Annotated in this window: 18 protein-coding genes; 10 read left to right on the forward strand and 8 right to left on the reverse strand. The window is 73.0% G+C overall.

Annotation, left to right across the window (positions count from 1 at the left end; genetic code table 11):
* Positions 1 to 3 precede the first annotated feature (3 nt).
* The gene (locus ACGF3A_RS24860; protein ID WP_393732476.1) at positions 4 to 534 is read right to left on the reverse strand and encodes a CGNR zinc finger domain-containing protein; all 531 of its coding nucleotides are present in this window, start codon (positions 532 to 534) and stop codon (positions 4 to 6) included.
* Positions 535 to 610: 76 nt separating this feature from the next.
* Here ACGF3A_RS24860 and ACGF3A_RS24865 point away from each other — a divergent pair, with 76 nt between their 5' ends.
* Positions 611 to 1,144: a hypothetical protein gene (locus ACGF3A_RS24865; RefSeq protein WP_393732477.1), complete on the forward strand. Its 534-nt coding sequence runs from the start codon at positions 611 to 613 to the stop codon at positions 1,142 to 1,144.
* Positions 1,145 to 1,171: 27 nt separating this feature from the next.
* Here ACGF3A_RS24865 and ACGF3A_RS24870 read toward each other — a convergent pair whose 3' ends face one another.
* A complete protein-coding gene (locus ACGF3A_RS24870) occupies positions 1,172 to 2,080 on the reverse strand; it encodes a sigma-70 family RNA polymerase sigma factor (protein WP_393732478.1) in 909 nt (302 codons plus the stop codon).
* Between the two features lie 81 nt (positions 2,081 to 2,161).
* Positions 2,162 to 2,797 carry a TetR/AcrR family transcriptional regulator gene (locus ACGF3A_RS24875; protein ID WP_393732479.1) on the reverse strand — a complete coding sequence of 212 codons (636 nt, stop codon included), beginning with the start codon at positions 2,795 to 2,797 and terminating at the stop codon, positions 2,162 to 2,164.
* 75 nt (positions 2,798 to 2,872) lie between these two features.
* On the opposite strand from ACGF3A_RS24875, the gene ACGF3A_RS24880 reads away from it, so the two are divergent.
* Positions 2,873 to 3,112 (forward strand): hypothetical protein, encoded by a 240-nt coding sequence (locus ACGF3A_RS24880; protein WP_393732480.1) that lies wholly within the window; start codon positions 2,873 to 2,875, stop codon positions 3,110 to 3,112.
* Positions 3,106 to 3,282, forward strand: a complete 177-nt coding sequence (locus ACGF3A_RS24885) for a hypothetical protein (RefSeq protein WP_393732481.1) — start codon at positions 3,106 to 3,108, stop codon at positions 3,280 to 3,282. The genes ACGF3A_RS24880 and ACGF3A_RS24885 overlap by 7 nt, the downstream gene beginning before the upstream one ends.
* A gap of 13 nt (positions 3,283 to 3,295) precedes the next feature.
* Here the strand turns inward: ACGF3A_RS24885 and ACGF3A_RS24890 are convergent, their stop codons facing one another.
* A complete protein-coding gene (locus tag ACGF3A_RS24890) occupies positions 3,296 to 4,651 on the reverse strand; it encodes an alpha/beta fold hydrolase (protein WP_393732482.1) in 1,356 nt (451 codons plus the stop codon).
* Between the two features lie 188 nt (positions 4,652 to 4,839).
* Here ACGF3A_RS24890 and ACGF3A_RS24895 point away from each other — a divergent pair, with 188 nt between their 5' ends.
* On the forward strand, positions 4,840 to 7,089 hold the full coding sequence (locus ACGF3A_RS24895) for an MMPL family transporter (protein ID WP_393732483.1): 2,250 nt from the start codon (positions 4,840 to 4,842) through the stop codon (positions 7,087 to 7,089).
* Between the two features lie 108 nt (positions 7,090 to 7,197).
* On the opposite strand, the gene ACGF3A_RS24900 is transcribed toward ACGF3A_RS24895, so the two are convergent.
* Together ACGF3A_RS24900 and ACGF3A_RS24905 are read right to left on the reverse strand one after the other, a co-directional pair.
* Positions 7,198 to 7,833, reverse strand: a complete 636-nt coding sequence (locus ACGF3A_RS24900; RefSeq protein WP_393732484.1) for a LysE family translocator — start codon at positions 7,831 to 7,833, stop codon at positions 7,198 to 7,200.
* A gap of 13 nt (positions 7,834 to 7,846) precedes the next feature.
* Positions 7,847 to 9,340 (reverse strand): DUF885 family protein, encoded by a 1,494-nt coding sequence (locus tag ACGF3A_RS24905; protein ID WP_393732485.1) that lies wholly within the window; start codon positions 9,338 to 9,340, stop codon positions 7,847 to 7,849.
* A gap of 93 nt (positions 9,341 to 9,433) precedes the next feature.
* Here ACGF3A_RS24905 and ACGF3A_RS24910 point away from each other — a divergent pair, with 93 nt between their 5' ends.
* From ACGF3A_RS24910 to ACGF3A_RS24920, 3 genes are all read left to right on the forward strand, one after another.
* Positions 9,434 to 10,954, forward strand: a complete 1,521-nt coding sequence (locus ACGF3A_RS24910) for a PLP-dependent aminotransferase family protein (protein WP_393732486.1) — start codon at positions 9,434 to 9,436, stop codon at positions 10,952 to 10,954.
* A 121-nt stretch (positions 10,955 to 11,075) separates the two neighbouring features.
* Positions 11,076 to 11,528, forward strand: a complete 453-nt coding sequence (locus ACGF3A_RS24915) for a hypothetical protein (protein WP_393732487.1) — start codon at positions 11,076 to 11,078, stop codon at positions 11,526 to 11,528.
* Entirely contained in the window at positions 11,525 to 14,173 is a 2,649-nt protein-coding gene (locus ACGF3A_RS24920; RefSeq protein WP_393732488.1) for an AAA family ATPase, read from the forward strand. The genes ACGF3A_RS24915 and ACGF3A_RS24920 overlap by 4 nt, the downstream gene beginning before the upstream one ends.
* A 39-nt stretch (positions 14,174 to 14,212) precedes the next feature.
* Here ACGF3A_RS24920 and ACGF3A_RS24925 read toward each other — a convergent pair whose 3' ends face one another.
* Complete coding sequence (locus ACGF3A_RS24925) at positions 14,213 to 14,806, reverse strand: TetR/AcrR family transcriptional regulator (RefSeq protein ID WP_393732489.1); 594 nt, start codon at positions 14,804 to 14,806, stop codon at positions 14,213 to 14,215.
* Positions 14,807 to 14,915: 109 nt separating this feature from the next.
* Between ACGF3A_RS24925 and ACGF3A_RS24930 the strand changes: the two genes are divergently transcribed.
* Positions 14,916 to 15,812 (forward strand): NAD(P)-dependent oxidoreductase, encoded by an 897-nt coding sequence (locus tag ACGF3A_RS24930; RefSeq protein WP_393732490.1) that lies wholly within the window; start codon positions 14,916 to 14,918, stop codon positions 15,810 to 15,812.
* A 696-nt stretch (positions 15,813 to 16,508) separates the two neighbouring features.
* Here ACGF3A_RS24930 and ACGF3A_RS24935 read toward each other — a convergent pair.
* Positions 16,509 to 17,180, reverse strand: coding sequence for a GntR family transcriptional regulator (locus tag ACGF3A_RS24935; RefSeq protein WP_393732491.1), 672 nt, complete (start codon positions 17,178 to 17,180; stop codon positions 16,509 to 16,511).
* Positions 17,181 to 17,381: 201 nt separating this feature from the next.
* Between ACGF3A_RS24935 and ACGF3A_RS24940 the strand changes: the two genes are divergently transcribed.
* Together ACGF3A_RS24940 and ACGF3A_RS24945 are read left to right on the forward strand one after the other, a co-directional pair.
* Positions 17,382 to 19,379, forward strand: coding sequence for a collagenase (locus tag ACGF3A_RS24940; protein ID WP_393732492.1), 1,998 nt, complete (start codon positions 17,382 to 17,384; stop codon positions 19,377 to 19,379).
* Between the two features lie 153 nt (positions 19,380 to 19,532).
* Entirely contained in the window at positions 19,533 to 20,123 is a 591-nt protein-coding gene (locus ACGF3A_RS24945; RefSeq protein ID WP_393732493.1) for a helix-turn-helix domain-containing protein, read from the forward strand.
* The last annotated feature ends 53 nt before the right edge of the window (positions 20,124 to 20,176 follow it).

The following is a 20,176-nucleotide window of genomic DNA, read 5'->3' on the forward strand; positions in this document are numbered from 1 at the left end:
CGGTCACTCCGGCACGTGCCGGGCGCGCTCCTGGTGGCGGCGGGCCTTGAGGCGGTTGCCGCAGGTCTTCATCGAGCACCAGCGGGCGGTGTTGCCACGGCTGCGGTCGAGGAGGAAGAGGCAGCACTCGTCGTTGCCGCAGGGGCGCAGCCGTCCGGGCCTGCGCTCCTGGACGTCGAACCAGGCGAGCACCAGCTCCACCGCGAGCCTCCGCCCGGGCGGCGTCCGGAGGCGCCAGCCCAGACCGCCCGACCCGTCGATCTCGGGGACCCGGGCCACGTCGTCGAGTACGCCGCGCAGCTCCGCCACGGGCACGGTGCCGCGGGTGGCGCCCTGGAGCAGGTCCCGCGCCGCCCGCAGCCGGTCGAGCGCCGCGGCGTCGCCGAGGTCGCCATGTGCCTGCGCCCAGCTCCTCGGCGCTGCGTCCTCGGCCCACAGGTCCCGTCGCGCGCCGTCCAGCACGGGGGTGCTGTTCAACGCTTCGAGCAGCGCCTTCTCGTCGATCATCTCCGCCGCCTCCACGCCTAACCCCATCCATCGGCTTGACAGGTTACCTCGCGGTCGGGTGTCGTAGTCGCCGTCGGGAGATCACCGTCGGACGGGGGCCGGAATGCGCGGGAGACGTGTCCTGGTGTGCGGCGTCGCGGTCCTCGTGGCGGCGGGGGCGTGGATCGGGTGCGCCGAGTGGCCGGTCGAGACCCCCACGGCGGAGTCGTCCAGCGACGAAGGTCCGCTCGAACTCGACGACGGCAGCCGGGTACAGGTGCACTTCACGGAGCGGGGCTTGGTCGAGCGCCACCAGAGCGCGATCGGCCGCCCCTGGTCGCAGCCCCGGGTGCTCTTCGACAAGCCGGGCGACGCCGAGTGCCTGGTCGAACTCAGCGCCTACGACGACGTCGTCGCCGTCGTCGCCCACTACGACTCCGGCTGCAACGATCCGGCCTCCGAGACGGTGATCGCCGCGGTGAGCGACGGCGACCTGGCCGACTGGGAGACGCACGCCGACCACAACATCGACGGCTGGAAGCGGACCCGCTTCTCCTGGTCGGGTTACCGGGTGGTGTTCCGCAAGGAGGACTTCGAGGGGGTCCACGAGCTGAGCTGGCGACGGAGCATCGGCTTCACCGGGCCCTCCACCAGTTGAGGCGGGCCGGCCCGGCGGACCCGGCCGTCACGGCTCCAGCACCGTCACCACCAGCCGGGCCAGCCGCGCCGGGTCGGCGACGACCTCGTACGCGGCGACGCGGCCGTCCTCGATCGTCAGCGGGAGCGCGAGCCGCAGCCGTCCGTGCGGCGCGACGACCAGCGCGGGGGCGCCGTCCACCAGCGCGGGCCCGGCGAAGCGGGCGCCGCGCGCCAGCAGCCTGGCCTCCTCCGCGACGGCACGGGCGCCGCGCAGCACGGCCGTACGCCCCGAGGGCAGCAGCGCGGGGTCGGTGCGGCGGACCACGTCCGGGGCGAGGACCCCGAGCAGCGCGTCGAGGTCGCCGGTGCGCGCGGCGGCGAGGAAGGCGTCCACGACGTGCCGCTGCCCGCCCCCCGGCACGGCGGCCGACGCCTCGGAGGTGCCCCGCACCCGGTGGCGCGCGCGGCTCGCGAGCTTCTTGGCGGCGACCGGCGAACGGCCGACGAGCGGCGCGATCTGGTCGAAGGGCACCGCGAACGTGTCGTGCAGCACGAACGCCACCCGCTCCTCCGGGCCCAGCGCGTCCAGGACGACGAGCAGCGCGCGGCCGACCGCGTCGGCGAGCACCGCCTCGTCCTCGGGCTCGTCGCCGCCCGCCGGGTCCCACACCTCCTCGGGGGCGTGCCCGGTGAACTCCTCGCGCCGGGCCGCGCGGGCGCGCAGCATGTCGAGGCAGACGCGGGAGACGACGGTGCGCAGCCAGGCGGCCAGGTTCAGCACGCCGGAGACGTCCGTACGGCCGAGGCGCAGCCAGGTCTCCTGCACGGCGTCGTCGGCCTCGCTCAGGGAGCCCAGCATCCGGTAGGCGGCGGCGCGCAAGGAGCCCCGCTGCGCCTCGAACCGTTCGGCCAGCTCGTCCCCGTCACCGCCGGACCCGTCGTTCCGCTCGGGCATGCGTCACCTTTCCTCGTCGTACGCCGTCACTCTCTCCGACGTATGCCGGGCGGGAGAGGTGACCGGCGGGGCCGCGCGGGCTCAGCCCTCGCCGTACGCGACGCCGGACAGCTCGCGCACATGGGCGCGGAGCACCGCCGCGCAGCCCTCGGGCGCGAGGACCTCGGGGTGCAGCACGGCGTTGAGGCAGAGGCCGTCCAGGAGGGACGTCAGCCGCTCGGTCTCGGCCTCGGGGTCGAGCCCGGGGCGCAGGGCACCCGCCCGCTCCAGGCGGCTGACGGCGAGGTGCACGAGCTTGCGCGTGCCGGTGGCGGCCTGGTGCGCGAGGGGCCGGAACGCGGGGTTCGTGCGGGCGGCGCCGTTGAAGTCGAGGAAGACGGTGACCTCGGCGCGGCGTTGCTCGTCGAGGGGCAGCAGCTCCTCCAGCAGCTCGGTGACCAGCCGCACCCGCTCCTCGCGGGGCAGCCCGGCGAGGTCCCCCGCCCGCGCGACGCGGCGCTCCAGGCGGGCGGTGACGCGGTCGAGCATCGAGCGCATCGCGAAGTCCATCAGCTCGCCCTGGCTCGCGAAGTAGTGGCGCAGGGAGCCGATGTTGAGCCCCGCCTCGTCCGCGACGGCACGGAGGGAGGCGCGCTGGAGGCCGTCGCGCACGACGACGCGGAAGAGGGCGTCGATGACGGCACGGCGCCGGGCTTCGGGGTCCACGACCTTCGGCATGCACCCTTTCTATCACGCCTGTGATAGCTTGTTTCGTATCACAGGCGTGATAGAAAAACGACGGGAGGGAACTCCGTGGAGACGTATCTCGATCTGATGCTCCTCCGGTTCGGCATCGTCGCCGCCGGGCTCGTGGTGCTGGCGCTCGTGCTCTTCGCCGTCGCGCTCGGCCTCAAGCGGCGGGGCAGGCTGGAGGACGCGCGCAGGCTCGCAGAACCGGCGGTGCGCGCCGCCGGGCGGGCCCTCGCGCGGCGCGTGCAGGGCGGCGCGGGCGGGGCCGGGCGCGGGCGCGGCCGGGACGGCGGCCGGTGGTGACGGGCGGCGCGACGGCGACGGCCCTCGCGTCCGGCCTCGTCACCCACCTCCTCCTCGACCGCCTCCTCAAGGCGGGCATCGTGCTCGCGGCACTGCTCGTGCTCGCGATCGGCATGACGGTCGTCTGGCGCCGTACGGGAACGGGCCCCCGGGACCGCGACCGGGGCTGAGGGCTGAGGGCTGCTACTCGATGCCCTCCCGCAGCATCCGGATCAGGCGGTCCAGCACCGCGCCGCCGCTGGCGCGCATGCCGTCGTGGACGTACTCGCTGGTCACCCAGGTCCGCAGGTGGGGGACGTGGGGCACGGTGCTGAGCCCCTGCTCGGTGTCGACGAAGAAGTCGTTGAAGTAGACGGCGGCCACCGTCGGCACCGTGTTACGGGCGAGCCGCTCGCGGTCGTAGAGCGCGGGCCAGGGCTCGTGCGCGTGGATCGCCTCGGCCGCCTCGCGCAGCGGGCGCAGCGCGGCGTCGGTCTCGAACATCCAGGGGTAGGCCATCTCGCCGGTGAACGGCAGCGGCGCCTCCGGGTCGTCGAGCGCCGCCCCGGCGTCGAACTCGGGGAACTCGGCGCGGACCCGCTGCGCGGACCACGCGGTCCGCTCGCTCTGGTCCAGGGACGGCTCGACCAGCAGCGGGAAGAGCGGCATGTGCTTGAAGGAGATGATCTCCCCCGCCACGGAGAGGAACGCGTCCGAGAGCACCGGCTCGCCGTCGCCCGTATCGACGAGCGCCTCCTCCAGCAGATAGTGCAGCGTCTCAGGACCCGTGCTGCCGCCGAAGAGCCTGCCCAGCGACTGGAAAGCCTCCAGCGTCAGTTCGCTCCCGTCGGGCAGCGGGACGCTCTCCTTGCGGAGCAGGGCGCCGATCCGGCGGGCCGTGGCGACGTCCTGCGGATAGCGCGCGTAATACTCCTCGTTGCCGCGGATGTTGCGCCGGTACGCCGCGCGCCACGCCTCGTCCATGCCGACGCCCAGCCCCGGGAGGCCGCCGCTCATCATGACCTCGCGCAGGCCCTCGGGGTGGAACGAGAGATAGCTGAGCGCGACGAAACCGCCGTAACTCTGGCCCAGCAGGCTCCACTTCCCCGCCTCTCCCTCCTCGCCGAGGAAGGTGCGGCGTATCGCCTCGCAGTCGCCGACGATGGAGTCGGAGCGGAAGTGCGTGAGATACGCGGCCTGCGCGGCACCGTCGCCGCGCGACGGCAGCGTCTGGCGGGTGACCGGCGTGGAGAGCCCGGTGCCGCGCAGGTCCAGCAGCAGCACGCGGTAGCTCTGCAGGGCCCGGTCCAGCCAGTCGCCCTTGCCGACCGGGCGCGGTGCCTTCCCGCCCGGACCGCCCTGGAGGTAGAGCAGCCACGGCAGCGCGCTCGTGTCGCGCCCGGCGGCCGTCACGGCCCGCGCGTACAACTCGATCCGCTCACCCGCCGGGTCGTCGTGGTCGAGCGGGACGGAGAAGCGCCAGTCGGTCAGCTCCCGGCCGGGCTGGTGGTACGTGGGGCCCTGGGTGGCCGGTGCCGCCTGAGGTGCCTCGGATGCCATACGTGCTCTCCCTGCTCGCGATCTGAAGTTGGTCGTCCGGATACAAGACGCGTACGAGCCCTCCGAAGGTGACAAGCACCACGTGCCTCTTCCGTACCGCCGATGTCACGTCCCGGGACCCGCCAGCCGTCCGGAGCATCGGAACACCCTTTCGGTCCGACGGGAGAGCCAGAACGATGCTCGACTCATTGGCAAGATTCATCCTGCCCCGGCCCAGGAAAGTGCTGCTGGCCGTCCTGGCGGTGGTCCTCGTCGTCGGGGGCGTGTCGATGGACCTCACGAGCCGCCTGACCATGGGCGGTTACGAGAACCCGGACACCCAGGCCGCGCACGCCGAGGACACCCTGGAGGAGCGGTTCGGGCAGGGCCGGGCGAATCTGACGCTGATCGTCCGGGACGAGCGCGGCGTCGACTCCCCCGAGGTCGCCGAGGCGGGCGCGAAGCTCGCGAAGGACCTCGCGGACGACGGCGTCAAGGACGTGGCCTCGTACTGGACGGCGGGCAAGGCGAAGCCGCTGCGTGCCGAGAACGGCCGCGGCGCGCTGGTCACCGGCCGGATACCCGGCGACTTCGACGAGGTCAACGACCGCGTCGGCGAGCTGCGCGACGACTACACCGGCACCGTGCACGGCCTGGACGTCACGCTGGGCGGCACGGCGCTGATGAACCACGAGCAGACCGAACGCGCCTCCGAGGACGCCGCCAAGGCCGAGTCCCTGGTCTTCCCGCTGGTCCTCGTCGTCCTCGTCCTCATCTTCGGTTCGCTGGTCGCCGCGCTGCTGCCGCTCGCCGTCGCGCTGGGCACGATGCTCACCGTCTTCGGCCTGATGTGGGGTCTGACCTTCGTCTTCGACGCCAACAACCTGCTGGTCAACACCTGTACGTTCCTCGGGCTCGGGCTGGCCATCGACTACAGCCTGCTCTTCCTCACCCGCTACCGGGAGGAACTCGCCCGCGGCGTCGAGCAGTCCGAGGCGATCCGCGTGACGATGCGGACCGTGGGCCGCACCGTCACGTTCTCCGCGGTCACCCTCGCGATCGCCTGCCTGTCGCTGGTGGTGCTGCCGTTCGGCATGTTCCAGTCGATCGGCATCGGCGGCGCGGCGACGACGCTCACGGCGGGCGCCGCCACGCTCGTCATCGTCCCCGCGATGCTCGCCTGGGCCGGGCCCAGGATCGACAAGCTGCGGCTCGTACGGCGCAAGTCGCGCAAGTCCCCGGCAGCCAACGACGCCCCGGCACCCGTCGGCGCCCCCGCCACCAGCGGCTACTGGCACCGGCTCGCGACGCTCGTGATGCGCAGGCCCGTCAGCATGATGACGGCCGTGCTCGCCTTCGCCGCGCTGCTCGCGGTGCCCGCGCTCGACCTGAACACCCGGCTTCCCGACGAACAGGTGCTGCCCACCTCCGCGCAGTCGGCGCAGGTCGCCCGGACCCTCAAGGCGGACTTCGACAGCCGCGAGACCGAGGCGCTCCTCGTCGTCGCGGACGAGGGCGCGAACGGCGCCGACGTCGCCGGGTACGCCCAGCGCCTCTCCGCGCTCCAGGACGTCTCCCGCGTCGACGCGGTCACCGGCAGCTACGCCGACGGGCGGCGCGTGGCGCCGCCCGGGCCCGGCGCTGACCGCTTCAGCAAGGGCGACGGCACGTATCTCTCGGTGATCCCGGCCGTGGAGGGGAGTTCGGACGCCGGTGCGGCGGTCGTCGAGCGGGTGCGCGCCGCCGACAGCCCGTTCCCCGTCGAGGTGGGCGGGCAGCCCGCCGTGGCCGTCGACACGTTCGACACCGTCGGCGAGCGGCTGCCGCTGACGCTGGGGATCCTCGCCGTCGGCACGTACGTCCTGCTCTTCCTGCTGACCGGCAGCGCGCTGCTGCCGCTCGCGGCGATGCTGCTGAGCGTGATCAGCCTGGCGGCGACGTTCGGCTCGCTGGTCTTCGTCTTCCAGGACGGCCATCTCAAGTGGCTCGTCGGCGACTTCGTCACCACCGGCACGCTCAACTGGACCGTGCCCGTGATGATCGCCGTGCTGGCCTTCGGGCTCTCCATGGACTACGCGGTCTTCATCCTCTCCCGCATCAAGGAGGAGTACGAACGCACCGGCGCCGTACGGGACTCCGTCGCCCTCGGGCTCGAACGCGTCGGCAAGGTCATCACCTACGCGGCGGTCGTCCTCTCGCTCACCTTCATCGTGATGCTGACCTCCGGCATCAGCTACATGAAGGCGCTCGGCCTGGGCGTGCCGCTGGCGATCATCATGGACGCCACGCTGATCCGCGGCATCCTCCTCCCCGCCGTCATGCGCCTGCTCGGCCCCGCCTGTTGGTGGGCGCCGGGCCCTATGCGCAGGCTCCACGACCGTTTCGGCATCGCGGAATCCGCAGCCCCTGCGGGGCGTACGGAGGAGGCGGCGCCCAGCAAGGACCCGGCCCGTGTGTAGGGCGTGTCCGGCATCCGCGCCGGGAAGGGGGTACCTCGTGCCGTGCGTCGCGGGGCGCGGGTGCGTTGTGGCTGGTCGCGCAGTTCCCCGCGCCCCTTGCGGGGCACCTCAGGAGAGCGCCGCGAAGGCGGCCAGGCAGCTGTAGATCGCGGCGACCGCTCGGTGCTGGTGGCGCAGGGCGCGGGGGCTTCGGGTGAGCCAGCCGCGTACGTGGCCTCCGGCCAGGGCGTACGCGCAGTCGAGGGTCAGCGCGAGGGCGAAGAACACCGCGCCCAGCACCAGCATCGCCCCGCGCGCCTCGGCGGTCCCGGCGTCACGGTCCACGAACTGCGGGAGGAAGGCCAGGAAGAAGAGCGCCACCTTGGGGTTGAGCGCGTTGACCAGGGCCCCTTCCAGGTACGCCCGGGCGAGCGGCACGGGGCGCTCGCCCGGGCCGCCGTCCACGCCCTCCGGCGCGAAGGGGTGGCGCAGCGCGCGGAGGGCGAGGTGGAGAAGGTAGGCGGCGCCCGCGTACTTCAGTACGGCGAAGGCCGTGCCGGAGCGCGCGATCAGGGCCGCCAGGCCGCAGGTCGCCAGGGCGAGGTGCAGCAGCGTGCCCGTCTCCACCCCGAGCGCCGAGCAGAGCCCGGCCCTGCGGCCCTGGGTCACGCTCCGGGTCAGTACGAGGACGAGGTTGGGCCCCGGCACCAGGATCAGCGCGAGGGAGGCGGCGGCGAAGAGCAGGAGCCGTCCGGCGTCGGGCATCGTGCCGCCTCCCTCAGCCCTGCTCCAGCACGGCGTCCATGAGCCCGAGCGGCGGGGCGCCGAGCGCGAGCAGCGCGGAGTGGAAGCGGAGGAGGGAGAAGCCCGGCCCCCAGGCGAGCCGGGCCCGTTCGCGCACGCCGAGGAGGGCGAGCTTGCCCCAGGTGTAGTGCCCGTACTCGGGGTCCCACAGCGCCCGGTCCGCCTCGGCGCGCGCGGCGGGCGGGGTCAGGAACGCCTCGCGCTCGAACGCGTGCACCGCGTCCGCCACGGTCAGCGCGCCCGTGTGCAGGCCGATGGCGCAGCTGAGCCGGGTCGCGCGCTGCAGCCCGGAGAGCGCGACGCCTGCGGCGAACCGCCGGTCGTGCGCCAGGAACCCCTCCTCCAGCGCGAGTTGCTCCGCGTACACCGCCCAGCCCTCGGTGAACGCCTCGGAGTGCAGGGTGCGGCGTACGTCGCCGGTCACCCGGCGCAGCGCGCGGCCGTGCGTGAAGTGCCCGGGGGCGACCTCGTGGAGGACGAAGGCGGGGAGGAAGGCGCGGTGGAACACCGAGAGCCACTGCTCCCGTTCGGCCTCGGGGAGTCCGGGCCCCGGCGGCGTGAGGTGGAAGACGCTGGGCGCGTCCCGTTCGTACGGCGCTGCGGCGCGCAGTCCCGCCAGCACGGAGCGCCGGGACGCGGGGGCCGGACGCACCTCGCACGCGCCCTCGGCGCAGTGCGGCGGCACCAGTCCACTCGCCGCCGTCCACGCGCGTGCCTCCTCGGCGAGGGTGCGTGCCTCGTCGAGCAGGTCCTCGGCCGCGGGATGGTCGGCCTGGAGCGCGCGTACGGACTCCGCCGTGGACACGGCCGTTCCGCAGGCGTCCCGGAGCAGGCCGTGCAGCGTCTCGCGCTCGGCCTCCGCGCGTCGGGCCAGCTCCGCGAGATCGGCCTCGCACGCCTCGGAGGAGGAGAGCAGAAGGCCCAGCGACGCGCCGCCCAGCGCGGCGGAGGGGTCGCCGTGCAGGGCGGCGTCCTCCAGATGCGCCACGAGCCTGCCGTGCGCGGCACGGGCCGCCGGGTGGTCCTCCGCGTAGGCGCCCAGCGCGCGGGCCGCGGGCAGGGTGGCGCGCGCGACGGGCGCCGGGACGGCGTCGAGCGCCTTCAGGGCCGCGTCGACGGCGTCGGGCCACAGGCCGAGGTGCGCGGCGCGCGCCGCTGCGCGCTCGGCCTCGGGCGCGTAGTCGCGGTCGTAGCAGGCGACGTCGAGGTTCTCCAGGTGGAACCGGGGGTTGCGGCGGTGCAGTTCGAGCTCGCCGAACCGTACGCGCAGGGCGTCTTCGGCGGCGGCCGTCACGGCCTCGTCGTACGGATCGGCGTACGGCAGTGCGGGTGTCAGCACGGCGAGGCCCGCGCGTACGCCCTCGGGCGACAGGTCCTGCACGGTGCCGTCGTACGCGGCGTGGTGCCCGGCCGTCTCGCGGGCACGGGGCACGGACAGCGCGCATATGGCGCGCAGGCGGTGGTCCATCGGGTCTCCCCTCGTCGGTGTGGCCGTCGACCGGTGGCCGTCGACTAGCCTGGCCGCGCGGGGAGGGGGGCGACCGGGCCAATGGGGGGCGATGTGGACCGGACGGGAGACCCCGAGGAGCTGCTGCGGCTCCTCGGCGGCTGGATGTCGGGGCAGGGCCCGCTCTACGGCAAGCTCGCCCGCGCCCTGCACCGCGCCGTCCGCGCCGGCGACCTCGGCAGAGGCGAGCGGCTGCCCTCCGAACGCGCCCTCGCCCGCGCCCTCTCCGTCAGCCGCGCCACGGTGGTCGCCGCCTACGACGAGCTGCGCGGGCTCGGCGTCGTCGAGAGCCGCAGGGGCAGCGGCACCCGTATCGCCGCGCGGCCCCCGGGACTCGGCTCCGTGGCGGACGGGGACGGGACCGACGGCCGGGTCCCCGGCGGCCGGGCGACCACGCTGCTGCAGCGGATGCTCGACGGGCGGGACGGGCAGGACGGGCAGGACGGGCAGGACGGGCGGGATGGTCGGAACGGTCGGGACGGCACCATCTCCCTGGCCACGACGGCGGAACCGGCGGCGGACGAGGTGCGCGAGGCGCTGCGGGACGTGCAGCGCGAGGACCTCGCGGCGCTCCTGGGCGACACGGGCTACCACCCGCGCGGCCTGCCCGCACTGCGCGAGGCCGTCGCGCGCCGCCTCACCGCGCTCGGCCTGTCCACCTCCGCCGCGCAGGTACTGGTGACCACGGGCGCGACCCAGGCGCTGGGGCTCGTGGCGCAGTTGTACGTGCGCAAGGGCGACGTGGTCGTGGTGGAGAGCCCGAGCTGGCCGGGCTGCCTGGACCTGTTCCGGGCGGTCGGCGCCGTACCGCACCAGGTGCCGCTGGACGAGGACGGGATGCGCGTGGACGGCCTGGCCGAGGCGCTGGCCCGGCGCGGCCCCGCGCTGGTCACGGTCACGCCGACGTACCACAACCCGACCGGCACCCTGATGTCCGCGCACCGGCGCCGCCGCGTCGCCGCGCTCTGCGCGGAACGGGGCGTGCCCGTGCTGGAGGACCTCGCCTACGACTCCCGTACGGCCGCGGACCGCGAAGAGCCGCCGCCGCTCGCGGCGTTCGCGGGCCCGGAACGGGCGGGCGCCGGGGTGCTGACGGTGGGCTCGCTCGCCAAGTCCGTCTGGGCCGGGCTGCGGATCGGCTGGGTGCGCGGCCCGCAGGAGGCGGTCGAACGCCTCGCGCGGCTCAAGGCCCTCGCCGACCTGGGCTGCCCGGTGCTCGACCAGGCGCTCGCCGCGCGGCTGCTGCCGAGGCTGGACGCGATCAGGGCGGAGCGCGCCGAGGGCTTGCGGCACGGCCTCGCCCACCTCGAAGGGCTGCTCGGCGAGCGGCTCCCGGAGTGGAAGTGGCGGACGCCGGACGGGGGTTCGGCACTCTGGGTGCGGCTCCCGTACGGCACCGACGCGCGGGTCTACGCCCAGCTCGCGCTGCGGTACGGCGTCGAACTCGTCCCCGGCGCCGCGACGGACCCCGACGGCGCGCACGACGACCACATCAGGATCCCCTGCGCACTCCCGGAAGCCACCCTCACGGACCTCGTCCACCGCCTCGACGCCGCGTGGCGCTCCTTTCACTGACGACCGGTGGTGGCCCGGAGTCGACGTGTCCAGATCTCAATTCGATTACGCTGTGGGGCAGATGGGGCCTGAGCGCAGGGATCGGCGCCGGGAGCGCGCGCCACAGAATACGGAGTCGTCGATGGTTGAGGTACGGATCGGCGTCGGAGGCGCCGCGGGCGCCGGTGCGCTGGCAGGCTGGCTCCGGCGCGATCCCGGAGTCGCCGGATCCGGTGCGGAGATCGGGCTCGCGCCCGGGTCCCGGTCCGGCGAACCGTCGGGGGCCATGGGCGGCCTCGACACGGTCACCGCGCTCGCCGACAGCGCCGTCGCGCTGACGAGCCTGCTGGTCTCCGTCGCCGCCTGGCGGCGCCCGGTGGGTGCGCGTCCTCCCACGGTGCGGGTCGTGGAGAGCGACGGGGCCGTCGTGGAGGGCACCGCGGACGAGGTGCTGAGAGTGCTCCGGGCACGCGGAGAGCGGGGTGGGCCACCGGCCCCGGCCGCCCACCAGGGGCAACCGCCCGCGCAGGTGCGGACGCCCGAGCAGGGACGGACCTCCGAGCAGGAGCGGACGCCCGAGCAGGGCGGCGTATGAGCACCGGACTCTCCGACCGGGCGGCCTCCCGGGCGGTTCTCATCGGCGTCCACCATTACGCGGAGGGCGCCGGTCTCGCCCAACTGCCCGCGGTCCGGCGGAACATCGCGTCGCTGCGTGAAACGCTGTGCGACGACGCCGTATGGGGGCTGGCCGAGCAGGACTGCACGGTGCTCGGTCCGGAGGCCGGGCTCGGTTCGGTCATGCAGGCCATCGACAGCGCCGCGCACCAGGCCACCGACACCCTGCTGATCTACTACGCGGGACACGGACTGCTCCACCCCGACCGGCCGACCGAGCTGCACCTCGCCCTGCACGACTCCAACGATCACCAGATGTGGCGCTCGTTGCCGTACGCCCATATCCGCGACGAGGTGCGGGCGGCGCACCGGCGACGCGGCCTGAAGTGCGCGGTCGTCCTGGACTGCTGCTTCAGCGGCGCCGCCGTGGAGGGGAGCATGGGCCGGCCGCCCGAGAAGCTGCTCCAGCAGGTGTCCGACATCGACGGCGTCTGCGTGCTCACCTCCAGCGCGGCGACCGAGATCGCCTTCTGCCTGCCCGATCAGGAGCTGTCCGCCTTCACCGGCGCGCTGCTCGGCATCCTGCGGGAGGGACTGCCCGATGCGGGCCCTGTGCTCGACTTCGGCACTCTGCACGGCCGGTTGCAGCAGGAGCTGGGCACCCGCGACCAGCCGCAGCATCCGCAGCTCGGGGCGCACAACTCGGGTGAGCGCATCGCCATCTTCCGCAACCCCGCGTTCCCGTCGCACGCGCCGCTGCCGGGTGGCGGGCAGGGCCTCGGCGTTCCCGCCCCGCCCGAGCGGCTCTTCGGCCGTGACCGGGAGCTGCGGGATCTGACCGGCGCGGCGGCCGGTGGACCCGGCGCGCTGGTGGTGCACGGGCCACCGGGGGTGGGCAAGTCGGCGTTGGTGGCCGAGATGTACCGGGCGCTGACACCGGAGGGTGCTGTCGGCTCCGCCGGGACACCCGTCGTGCTGCTCGACGACGTGGACGAGGCCGAGGAAGTCACCCGGGCGGTGACGGCCGCACCGGATTCGCTGGTCCTGGTGACCAGCCGTTCGTCGCTCCCCGGGGTCTCCGCCCGGCGGTACCCGCTGGCACCGCTGCGTATCGACCACGCGGTGGCGATGCTGCGGGACCTCAGCGGCATCGCCAAGCACGGCAGGGAGCTTGCCGAGATCGCCCGGCTGCTGAGCTGCGTCCCGCTGGCCCTGCGACTGGTCGCCGACCGGCTGCGGCGCACTCCGACCGACGTGCTGCTGGATGTGATGCGGGAGTCGGAAAGACCGTTGCAGCACTTTCCCGCCGACGACGAACGGGTACGTACCGCGTTCACGGCCTCCTACGAAGCGCTCACCGCGCCCCAGAAGACCCTGCTGCACGACTGCGCGGGCCACCCCGGTCCCGACTTCGACCGCCACTCGGCCGCCGCCGTCAGCCGGATGCCGCCGGGCATCTGCGGGCTGAAACTGGAGGAGCTGGTGGACGCGGGCCTGCTGCAGCGCACGGACGGCCGCTACACCTTCCACGGCCTCTACCGCGACTACGCCCACCTGGCGGAGGCCGAGACGGAAGCGCGGGTGGCGGAGGCGGGGGCGCCGCGACGTACGCGGCTCTACCTGCACCTGCGCGGTGCGCTGCGCGACGCACGTGGACGCAGCGGCGTCCAGGACACCTGGCGGCGCGCCGCGTCGGCCGAGCTGCGCGCGGCGGCACGGGCGGCACGCGAGGACGGCTGGCACCTCGCGACCGAGCTGAGCTGCGAGATCGCCGAATCCCTCGCCGAGGAGCGGCGGTTCCAGGAGGCGCGGGAGGAGGCGGATGCCGCCCATCTGCACGCCACTTCCCGGCACGACGGCCCGGCCATGGCCCGGGCCCGCAGCTGCCTGGCCCTGCTGGGCGGGGGGACCGGCACCTGGCAACGGCCCCCGGAAGCCCGTTTCCCCGCGGCCCGAAACGATTCGGCCGAGGAACTCCACAGCGCCGCCCGTGCGGCTCACGCCTCGTCCGGCGACGTGGCCGACCGCGGGCAACTGCTGACGGGACTCGCCCAGCGCGCCATGGCCGCCGGTCTGGTCGAGGAGGCCATGGAGTTCCAGGCCGACGCCCGCGCCTGCCTCGAAGAGTCGGACGACACGGAGTCGCTGGCGGAGTGCCTGGTCGGCCAGGCCGCACTGCACATCTACGTCGGCCGGTACCCCGAGGCGTCGGACCTCGCCCGCACGGCCGCCCGGCTCCTCGACGAACGAGGCGACCGGGAGGGCGCCGCACACGCGCACGCGTCCGCAGCGGAGGCACTGCGCAAGGCCGGTGAGCCGGAAAAGGCCGCCCGTCACGCGCACCTGGCACTCGACCGCTTCGCCCCGCTCGGCGATCCCCCCACGCTCGCCTACGCCCATCGCCTGGCGGCAAAGATCGCCTGGGCCGAGGGGGACCACGACCTGGCACGCCAACTGATGCAGAGCGCCCAGGAGATGCACCGCCTCTCCGAGGCCGAGGAAGGCCCCTCCACCCGCGCCATCGCCCACCCGTCCCGCGCCCTGCGCACCGCCCGGCCCGAAGCCCCAGCCATGACCGCCACCGCATTCGCGGACCCGAACGAGACGACTCCCCAGGTTCCTTGAGCCCCGTGAGGGGGCCAGGAACCGCCGGGCGGCGGGCCCTCACCGGTACAGGGAGAGCAACCGGCCGAGATGGTGTGCTGCCGCGGTCAACGGCCGCTCGCTGCGGGAGACCTGGGCCGCCAGCTCGGCCCCTTCCAGCGTGCTGATGACCGTGTGCGCGAGGTCCCGCGCGTCGTGTGCGCCGATGCCGGAGGCGCGCAGCTTCTGCTCGACCAGCTCCCGCCAGCGCGCGAACGCCTCGGCGGCCGCCGCCTGGATGTCGGGCGCACGGCCCGCCGTGCCGAGCGCGGTGGTGGTGACGGGGCAGCCGTCGGCCCAGTCGGACGCGGACAGCCCGTCGGCCAGGGTGCGGCACAGCGCGGTGAGGGCCTCGGCCGGATCGTCGTGCGCGCCGAGCGCTTCACTCAGCGCCTCGGCGAACTCCCGGTCGCCGTGCTGGATCGCGGCGACCGCCAGCTCCTGCTTCCCGCCCGGGAAGAAGTGGTAGACGGAGCCGAGCGTGGCCCGCGCCTCCTGGGCGATCTGCTTGATCCCGGTGCCCGCGTACCCCTGCCGCTGCATCAGCAGCGAGGCCGCGCGGACGACGCGGTCCCGGGTGCCGGGGGCATCCGCTGCCTTCGTCTGACTGGTCACGGGGGTGAGCCTATCGGATAGAGCGTTCGTTCTAGAGCCGTGCTACGTTGATCCGCGGCGCTAAATAGAGCGCTCGTTTTAGTGGGACCGTTTCTCGGGGAGACACAGGATGAACGCGAAGAACAAGTCGGTGACGGTCATCGGGCTGGGCCCGATGGGACAGGCGATGGTGCGGGCGTACCTGGGCAAGGGGTACGCGGTCACCGTCTGGAACCGGACCCTCAGCAAGGCCGAACCGCTGGTCGCCGAGGGCGCGGTGCTCGCCTCCTCGGCCGAAGAGGCCCTGAGCGCCAACGAGTTGGTGGTCCTCAGCCTCACCGACTGCGCCGCGATGTACGACCTGCTCGGCCCGGCGGCCGAGGCGCTGCGCGGCAGGACCGTCGCCAACCTCAGCTCGGACACCCCGCAGCGGGCGCGCGAGGCCGCCCAGTGGGCGACCGGGCACGGCGCCCGCTATCTGACCGCCGGAGTCGCGGTCTCGCCCACGCAGGTCGGGACGCCGGAGGGCTACGCGTACTACAGCGGCCCGAAGGAGCTGGTCGAGGAGCACCGGAGCGCGCTGGAGGTGCTCAGCAGGATCGAGTACCGGGGCGAGGACCAGGGCCGCGCGGCGCTCCACTACCAGGTCCAGATGGATCTGTTCTGGACGAGCATGACGGCCTGGCTGCACTCGGTGGCGGTGGCCGAGGCGTACGGCGTCACGGCGGAGGAACTGCTGGAGGACGCGGTGGACACGGCGGCCTCACTGCCCTTCTTCTTCCGCTTCTACACGCCGCGCCTCGCCGCCGGGAACATCGAAGGGGACGTGGAGCGGCTCGCCATGGGCGTGGCCAGCGTGGAGCACGTGACGGACACGGCGCGCGCGGCGGGCGTGGACCCGGCGCTTCCGGAGGCGGTGCTTGCCCTGTTCCGGCGGGCCGCGGAGGCGGGCCATGCGGCCGACAGCTTCACGAGCATCCGCGAAGCCCTCCGCCCAACCCCGCCGGACCAGACCTCACGCCCCTGAGGAGCCTGCCCTTTCAGGGGCGCGAGCCCATGTTCGTTTTACGGCTCCGCGACGTGGAGGCTTGCCCCTTTAGGGGCACGGGGCTGTGCTTGCTGTGCGGCTCCGCCGCGTGGGCGCGACCGGTCACCACACTTCGGGGCTTGCGCCTTCTCCCTCAGGGCGCGGGGCTGTGCTTGATGCGCGGCTCCGCCGCGGGGGCGCGACCGGTCACGACACCTCGGGGCTTGCGCCTTCTCCCTCAGGGGCGCGGGGCTGTGTCTGATGCGCGGCTCCGCCGCAGGGGCGCGACGGGTCCAAGACTTTTGGGCTTGCCCCCTCAGGGGCGCGGGGCTGTGTTTGTTTTGCGGCTCCGCCGCGTGGGCGCGACCGGTCCAAGACTTTTGGGCTTGCCCGATCAGGGGCGCGGGGAACTGCGCGCCAAGCCACGACGCACTCGCAGTCCGCGAAGCACAGCCCGGGGCACCCCGAACCCGGCTCTGTACGCGGGGCACCCGGCGCAGAGGGCTGCGCTTGCCAACCCTGCGCCTTGCGCAGACTTCCCAAGCTTCGCAGGGGCGGAGGGAGAAGCAGACCTGTCCCGTTAGGGGCGCGGGGAACTGTGCGGGAAGGCACTACGCGCTCGCAGGCCGCGAAGCGCAGCGCGGGGCAACCCGAAGTCGGCCCCGGCACGCCGGGCACCCGCGTAGAGGGGCGGGGTCAGGCGTCCGGCTCCCATTGGGAGCGCAGGCGACCCAGGTGGAGGCGCATGCGGCGCTCAGCCCCCTCGGCATCGCGCGCCAACGCAAGATCGAGCAGCACCTCGTGCTCCTCGGCCGACTCCATGAGCTGGCCGCTCTCGGCGAGCCCCGCGAGCCCGTAGAGCCGGGAGTGGCCGCGCAGTTCGCCGACGACCTCCACCAGGCGGCGGTTGCCCGCGAGTTCGAGCAGGGCCATGTGGAAGCGGCGGTCGGCCTCCAGGAAGCCCACGAGGTCGCCCGCCCGCGCCGCCGCGACGATCTCGCGGGTGACGGGGCGCAGTTCCTCCAGCTTCTCCGGGTCGCCGGAGCGGGCGACCTGCCCGACCGTCGGCACCTCGATCAGCTCGCGGATCGCGACGTACTCGGCGAGGTCCCGCTCGGAGAGCTCCGTGACGCGGAAGCCCTTGTTGCGCACCGGCTCGACCATGCCCTCGCGGGTGAGGTCGAGCATCGCCTCGCGCACGGGCGTCGCCGAGACGCCGAACTGGGCCGCCAGGTGCGGCGCCGAGTACACGGACCCGGGGCGCAGCTCCCCCGCGATGAGCGCGGCACGCAGGGCGTGCGCGACGTGGTCGCGAATGCTGAGCCGGTCCGGCACGGCGGGCAGCTTCAGCGGGCGTTCTGCGGTCATGGGCGCGCTGCTCCTCGGGTGTGATCCACGCCGAGTCTAGCCGGGACCCCGTCGATCACTCCCCCGGAATCCCGGTCCTTCACGAGTCTTCCGCATGACATGTGATGTGTGAAATTGTACTGCCGCCAACGTGGACGTGCACACAACAAGAACACCCGTGCGTCCGCGACAGGAATCGAAATCCCCCACAGGAGAAGCAGGATGAGCCGGAACGATCGAAGAAGCTCGTTGCGCGCACGTCTCATACGCAGTCTGTGCGCCGGCACCCTCGCGGTCGCGCTGGGTGTCGGAGCCGTCCAGTTCGACGGCGGCGACACCGCACAGGCGGCCCCCGGCGACCGGGCGAAGAGCTCGGCACAGGGCGCCGAGGGCATCGCACCCCGCAACTCGGACGCCCCCGCGGAGGCGGAGCACGTACGCGGTGAGCGGCTCAAGGCGAAGGAGCGCCCGCCGCTGCCCGCCTCGAAGGACGCGCTCAAGCAGGATTACGACACCCCGACGGCCGCGCCCAGCCACAAGCGGCCCTCGATGCTCGCCGCCGAGAAGAAGGCCGAGAAGAAGGGGAAGGCGAAGGCCAGGGCGGCCTGTTCGCCGGGCGACTTCGCGCAGACCGGCGACGCGCTGGTCAAGCAGATCACCTCGTCCACGACCGAGTGCATCAACACGCTCTTCAGTCTCACCGGCGGCGACGCGAAGGGCGCGTTCCGCCAGGAGCAGATGATCACGGTCGCCAACGCCCTGCGGGACGGCTCCGCCGCCTACCCGGGCGACGGCAGCACCGGCATGCCGCAGATCGTGCTGTTCCTGCGGGCCGGTTACTACGTGCACTGGTACAACGAGCCGGACGTGGGCGAGTACGGCCCCGAGCTGAAGTCCGCGATCCAGGGCGGCCTGGACGCGTTCTTCGCCTCGGAGCACTCCAAGGACGTGACGGACGCCAACGGCGAGACCCTGGCCGAGGCGATCACCCTGATCGACAGCGCCGAGGAGAACGGCCGTTACCTCAAGATCGTCAAGCGGATGCTGGAGGGTTACGACAGCTCGTACAACGACAAGTGGTGGATGCTCAACGCCGTCAACAACGTCTACACGGTGCTGTGGCGCGGGCATCAGATGCCGGACTTCGTCAAGGCCGTCGAGAGCGACCCGAGCGTCCTCGACACCCTGAACAAGTTCGCCAAGGACCACCTCGACCTGCTCGGCGGTGAGCAGTCCTACCTCGCGTCCAACGCGGGCCGGGAGATGGGCCGTTTCGTCCAGCACGCGGCGCTCAAGGACAAGGTGAGCCCGCTGATGAAGGACCTGCTCGGCGTCAGCGAGATGACCGGGAAGACCGCTGCGCTGTGGGTCGGCGTGGCGGAGATGGCCGACGCGTACGACAAGGCCAACTGCGAGTTCTACGGCGTCTGCGACCTGCAGAAGCGGCTGAAGGAAGCGGTCCTCAAGGACAAGAACTCCTGCAGCGACAGCATCTCGATCAACGCCCAGGGCATGGACGCGGGCAACTTCGACTACGCCTGCAAGAGCCTCAACGGCCAGGACGCGTACTTCCACGAGGTCGCCAAGGACAACGGCCCGGTCAAGGACGACAAGAACACCAAGATCGAGGTCGTGGTCTTCGACTCCAGCACGGACTACCAGACCTACGCCGGGGTCATCTTCGGCATCGACACCAACAACGGCGGCATGTACCTGGAGGGCGACCCCTCCAAGGAGGGCAACCTGCCCCGGTTCATCGCCTACGAGCGGCCGGACGGCGACAAGTTCGCGATCTGGAACCTGAACCACGAGTACACGCACTACCTCGACGGCCGCTTCAACATGTACGGCGACTTCGAGGCCGGGGTCTCGACCCCGACCATCTGGTGGATCGAGGGCTTCGCGGAGTACGTCTCGTACTCGTACCGCAAGCTCCCCTACACGGAGGCCATCGAGGAGGCCAAGAACAAGACGTACCCGCTGAGCACGCTCTTCGACACCACGTACGAGAACACCGACACCAACCGTACGTACCGCTGGGGCTACCTGGCCGTGCGCTACATGATGGAGAAGCACCCGGACGACGTGGTCACCGTGCTCGGTTCCTACCGCGCCGGTGACTGGGACGCCGCCCGCAAGCACCTCAAGGAGACCATCGGCACCAGCTACGACCAGGACTGGAACGCCTGGCTCGACGCCTGCGCCAGCGGCTCCTGCTGAGTCCGGCGAGTCCCGCACCATCGCACCGTGGCCCCCGGCTTCCGCGCCGGGGGCCACGGCCTGTGCGCGTGCGCGTTCGTGATACCGAACACGGCAACCCCGCCCGCGGTGTACGGTAAACCGAACGATCTCAGTGACGGCGAAGGAGCACGTGTGGACCCCCAGGACGGCCCTGTCAGGGAGACGCTGGCCGCGAACGTGAAGTGGGCCCGGGGCCGCAAGGGGGTGTCGCTGTCCGAGCTGGCCCGGCTCTCCGGGATCAGCAAGGCGACGCTCTCGCAGGTCGAGGCGGGCGGCGGAAACCCCACGATCGAGACGGTGTTCAGCCTCTCGCGCGCACTGGAGCTGCCCATCTCCGAGCTGCTGGAGCGACGGCAGCCCGAGGGGCTGACGGTGGTGCGCGGCGCCGAGTCCGAGGTGCTCAGCGGCGCGGGCGTGGACCTGCGCCCGCTGCAGACCGTGGAGGCGGGCGGCATGATCTTCGAGATCTACGACCAGCGGGTGCGCGCCGACTCGCGGCAGGACTCGCTCGGGCACGCGGGCCGCGAACACACCGTCGTCCAGGAGGGCCGCCTCGGCGTCACGGTCGACGGACACGAGACCGAGCTGGGCGCCGGGGACTACGTGGCCTTCGATGCCGCGCTCCCCCACAGCTACGTCGCGCTGGACGGACCGGTCCGCTCCGTGCTCTTCCTGAACTACGAGGCGACGCGCCGCGGTCGGCCTGCCGCGCCGCACTGTTGACACCTCTCGGTGCCCGCTCGTAGCCTCACGGCGTTCGCTTTACAAAACACGTA

The organism is Streptomyces sp. NPDC048172 (genome assembly GCF_043202595.1).
GTDB lineage: Bacteria > Actinomycetota > Actinomycetes > Streptomycetales > Streptomycetaceae > Streptomyces.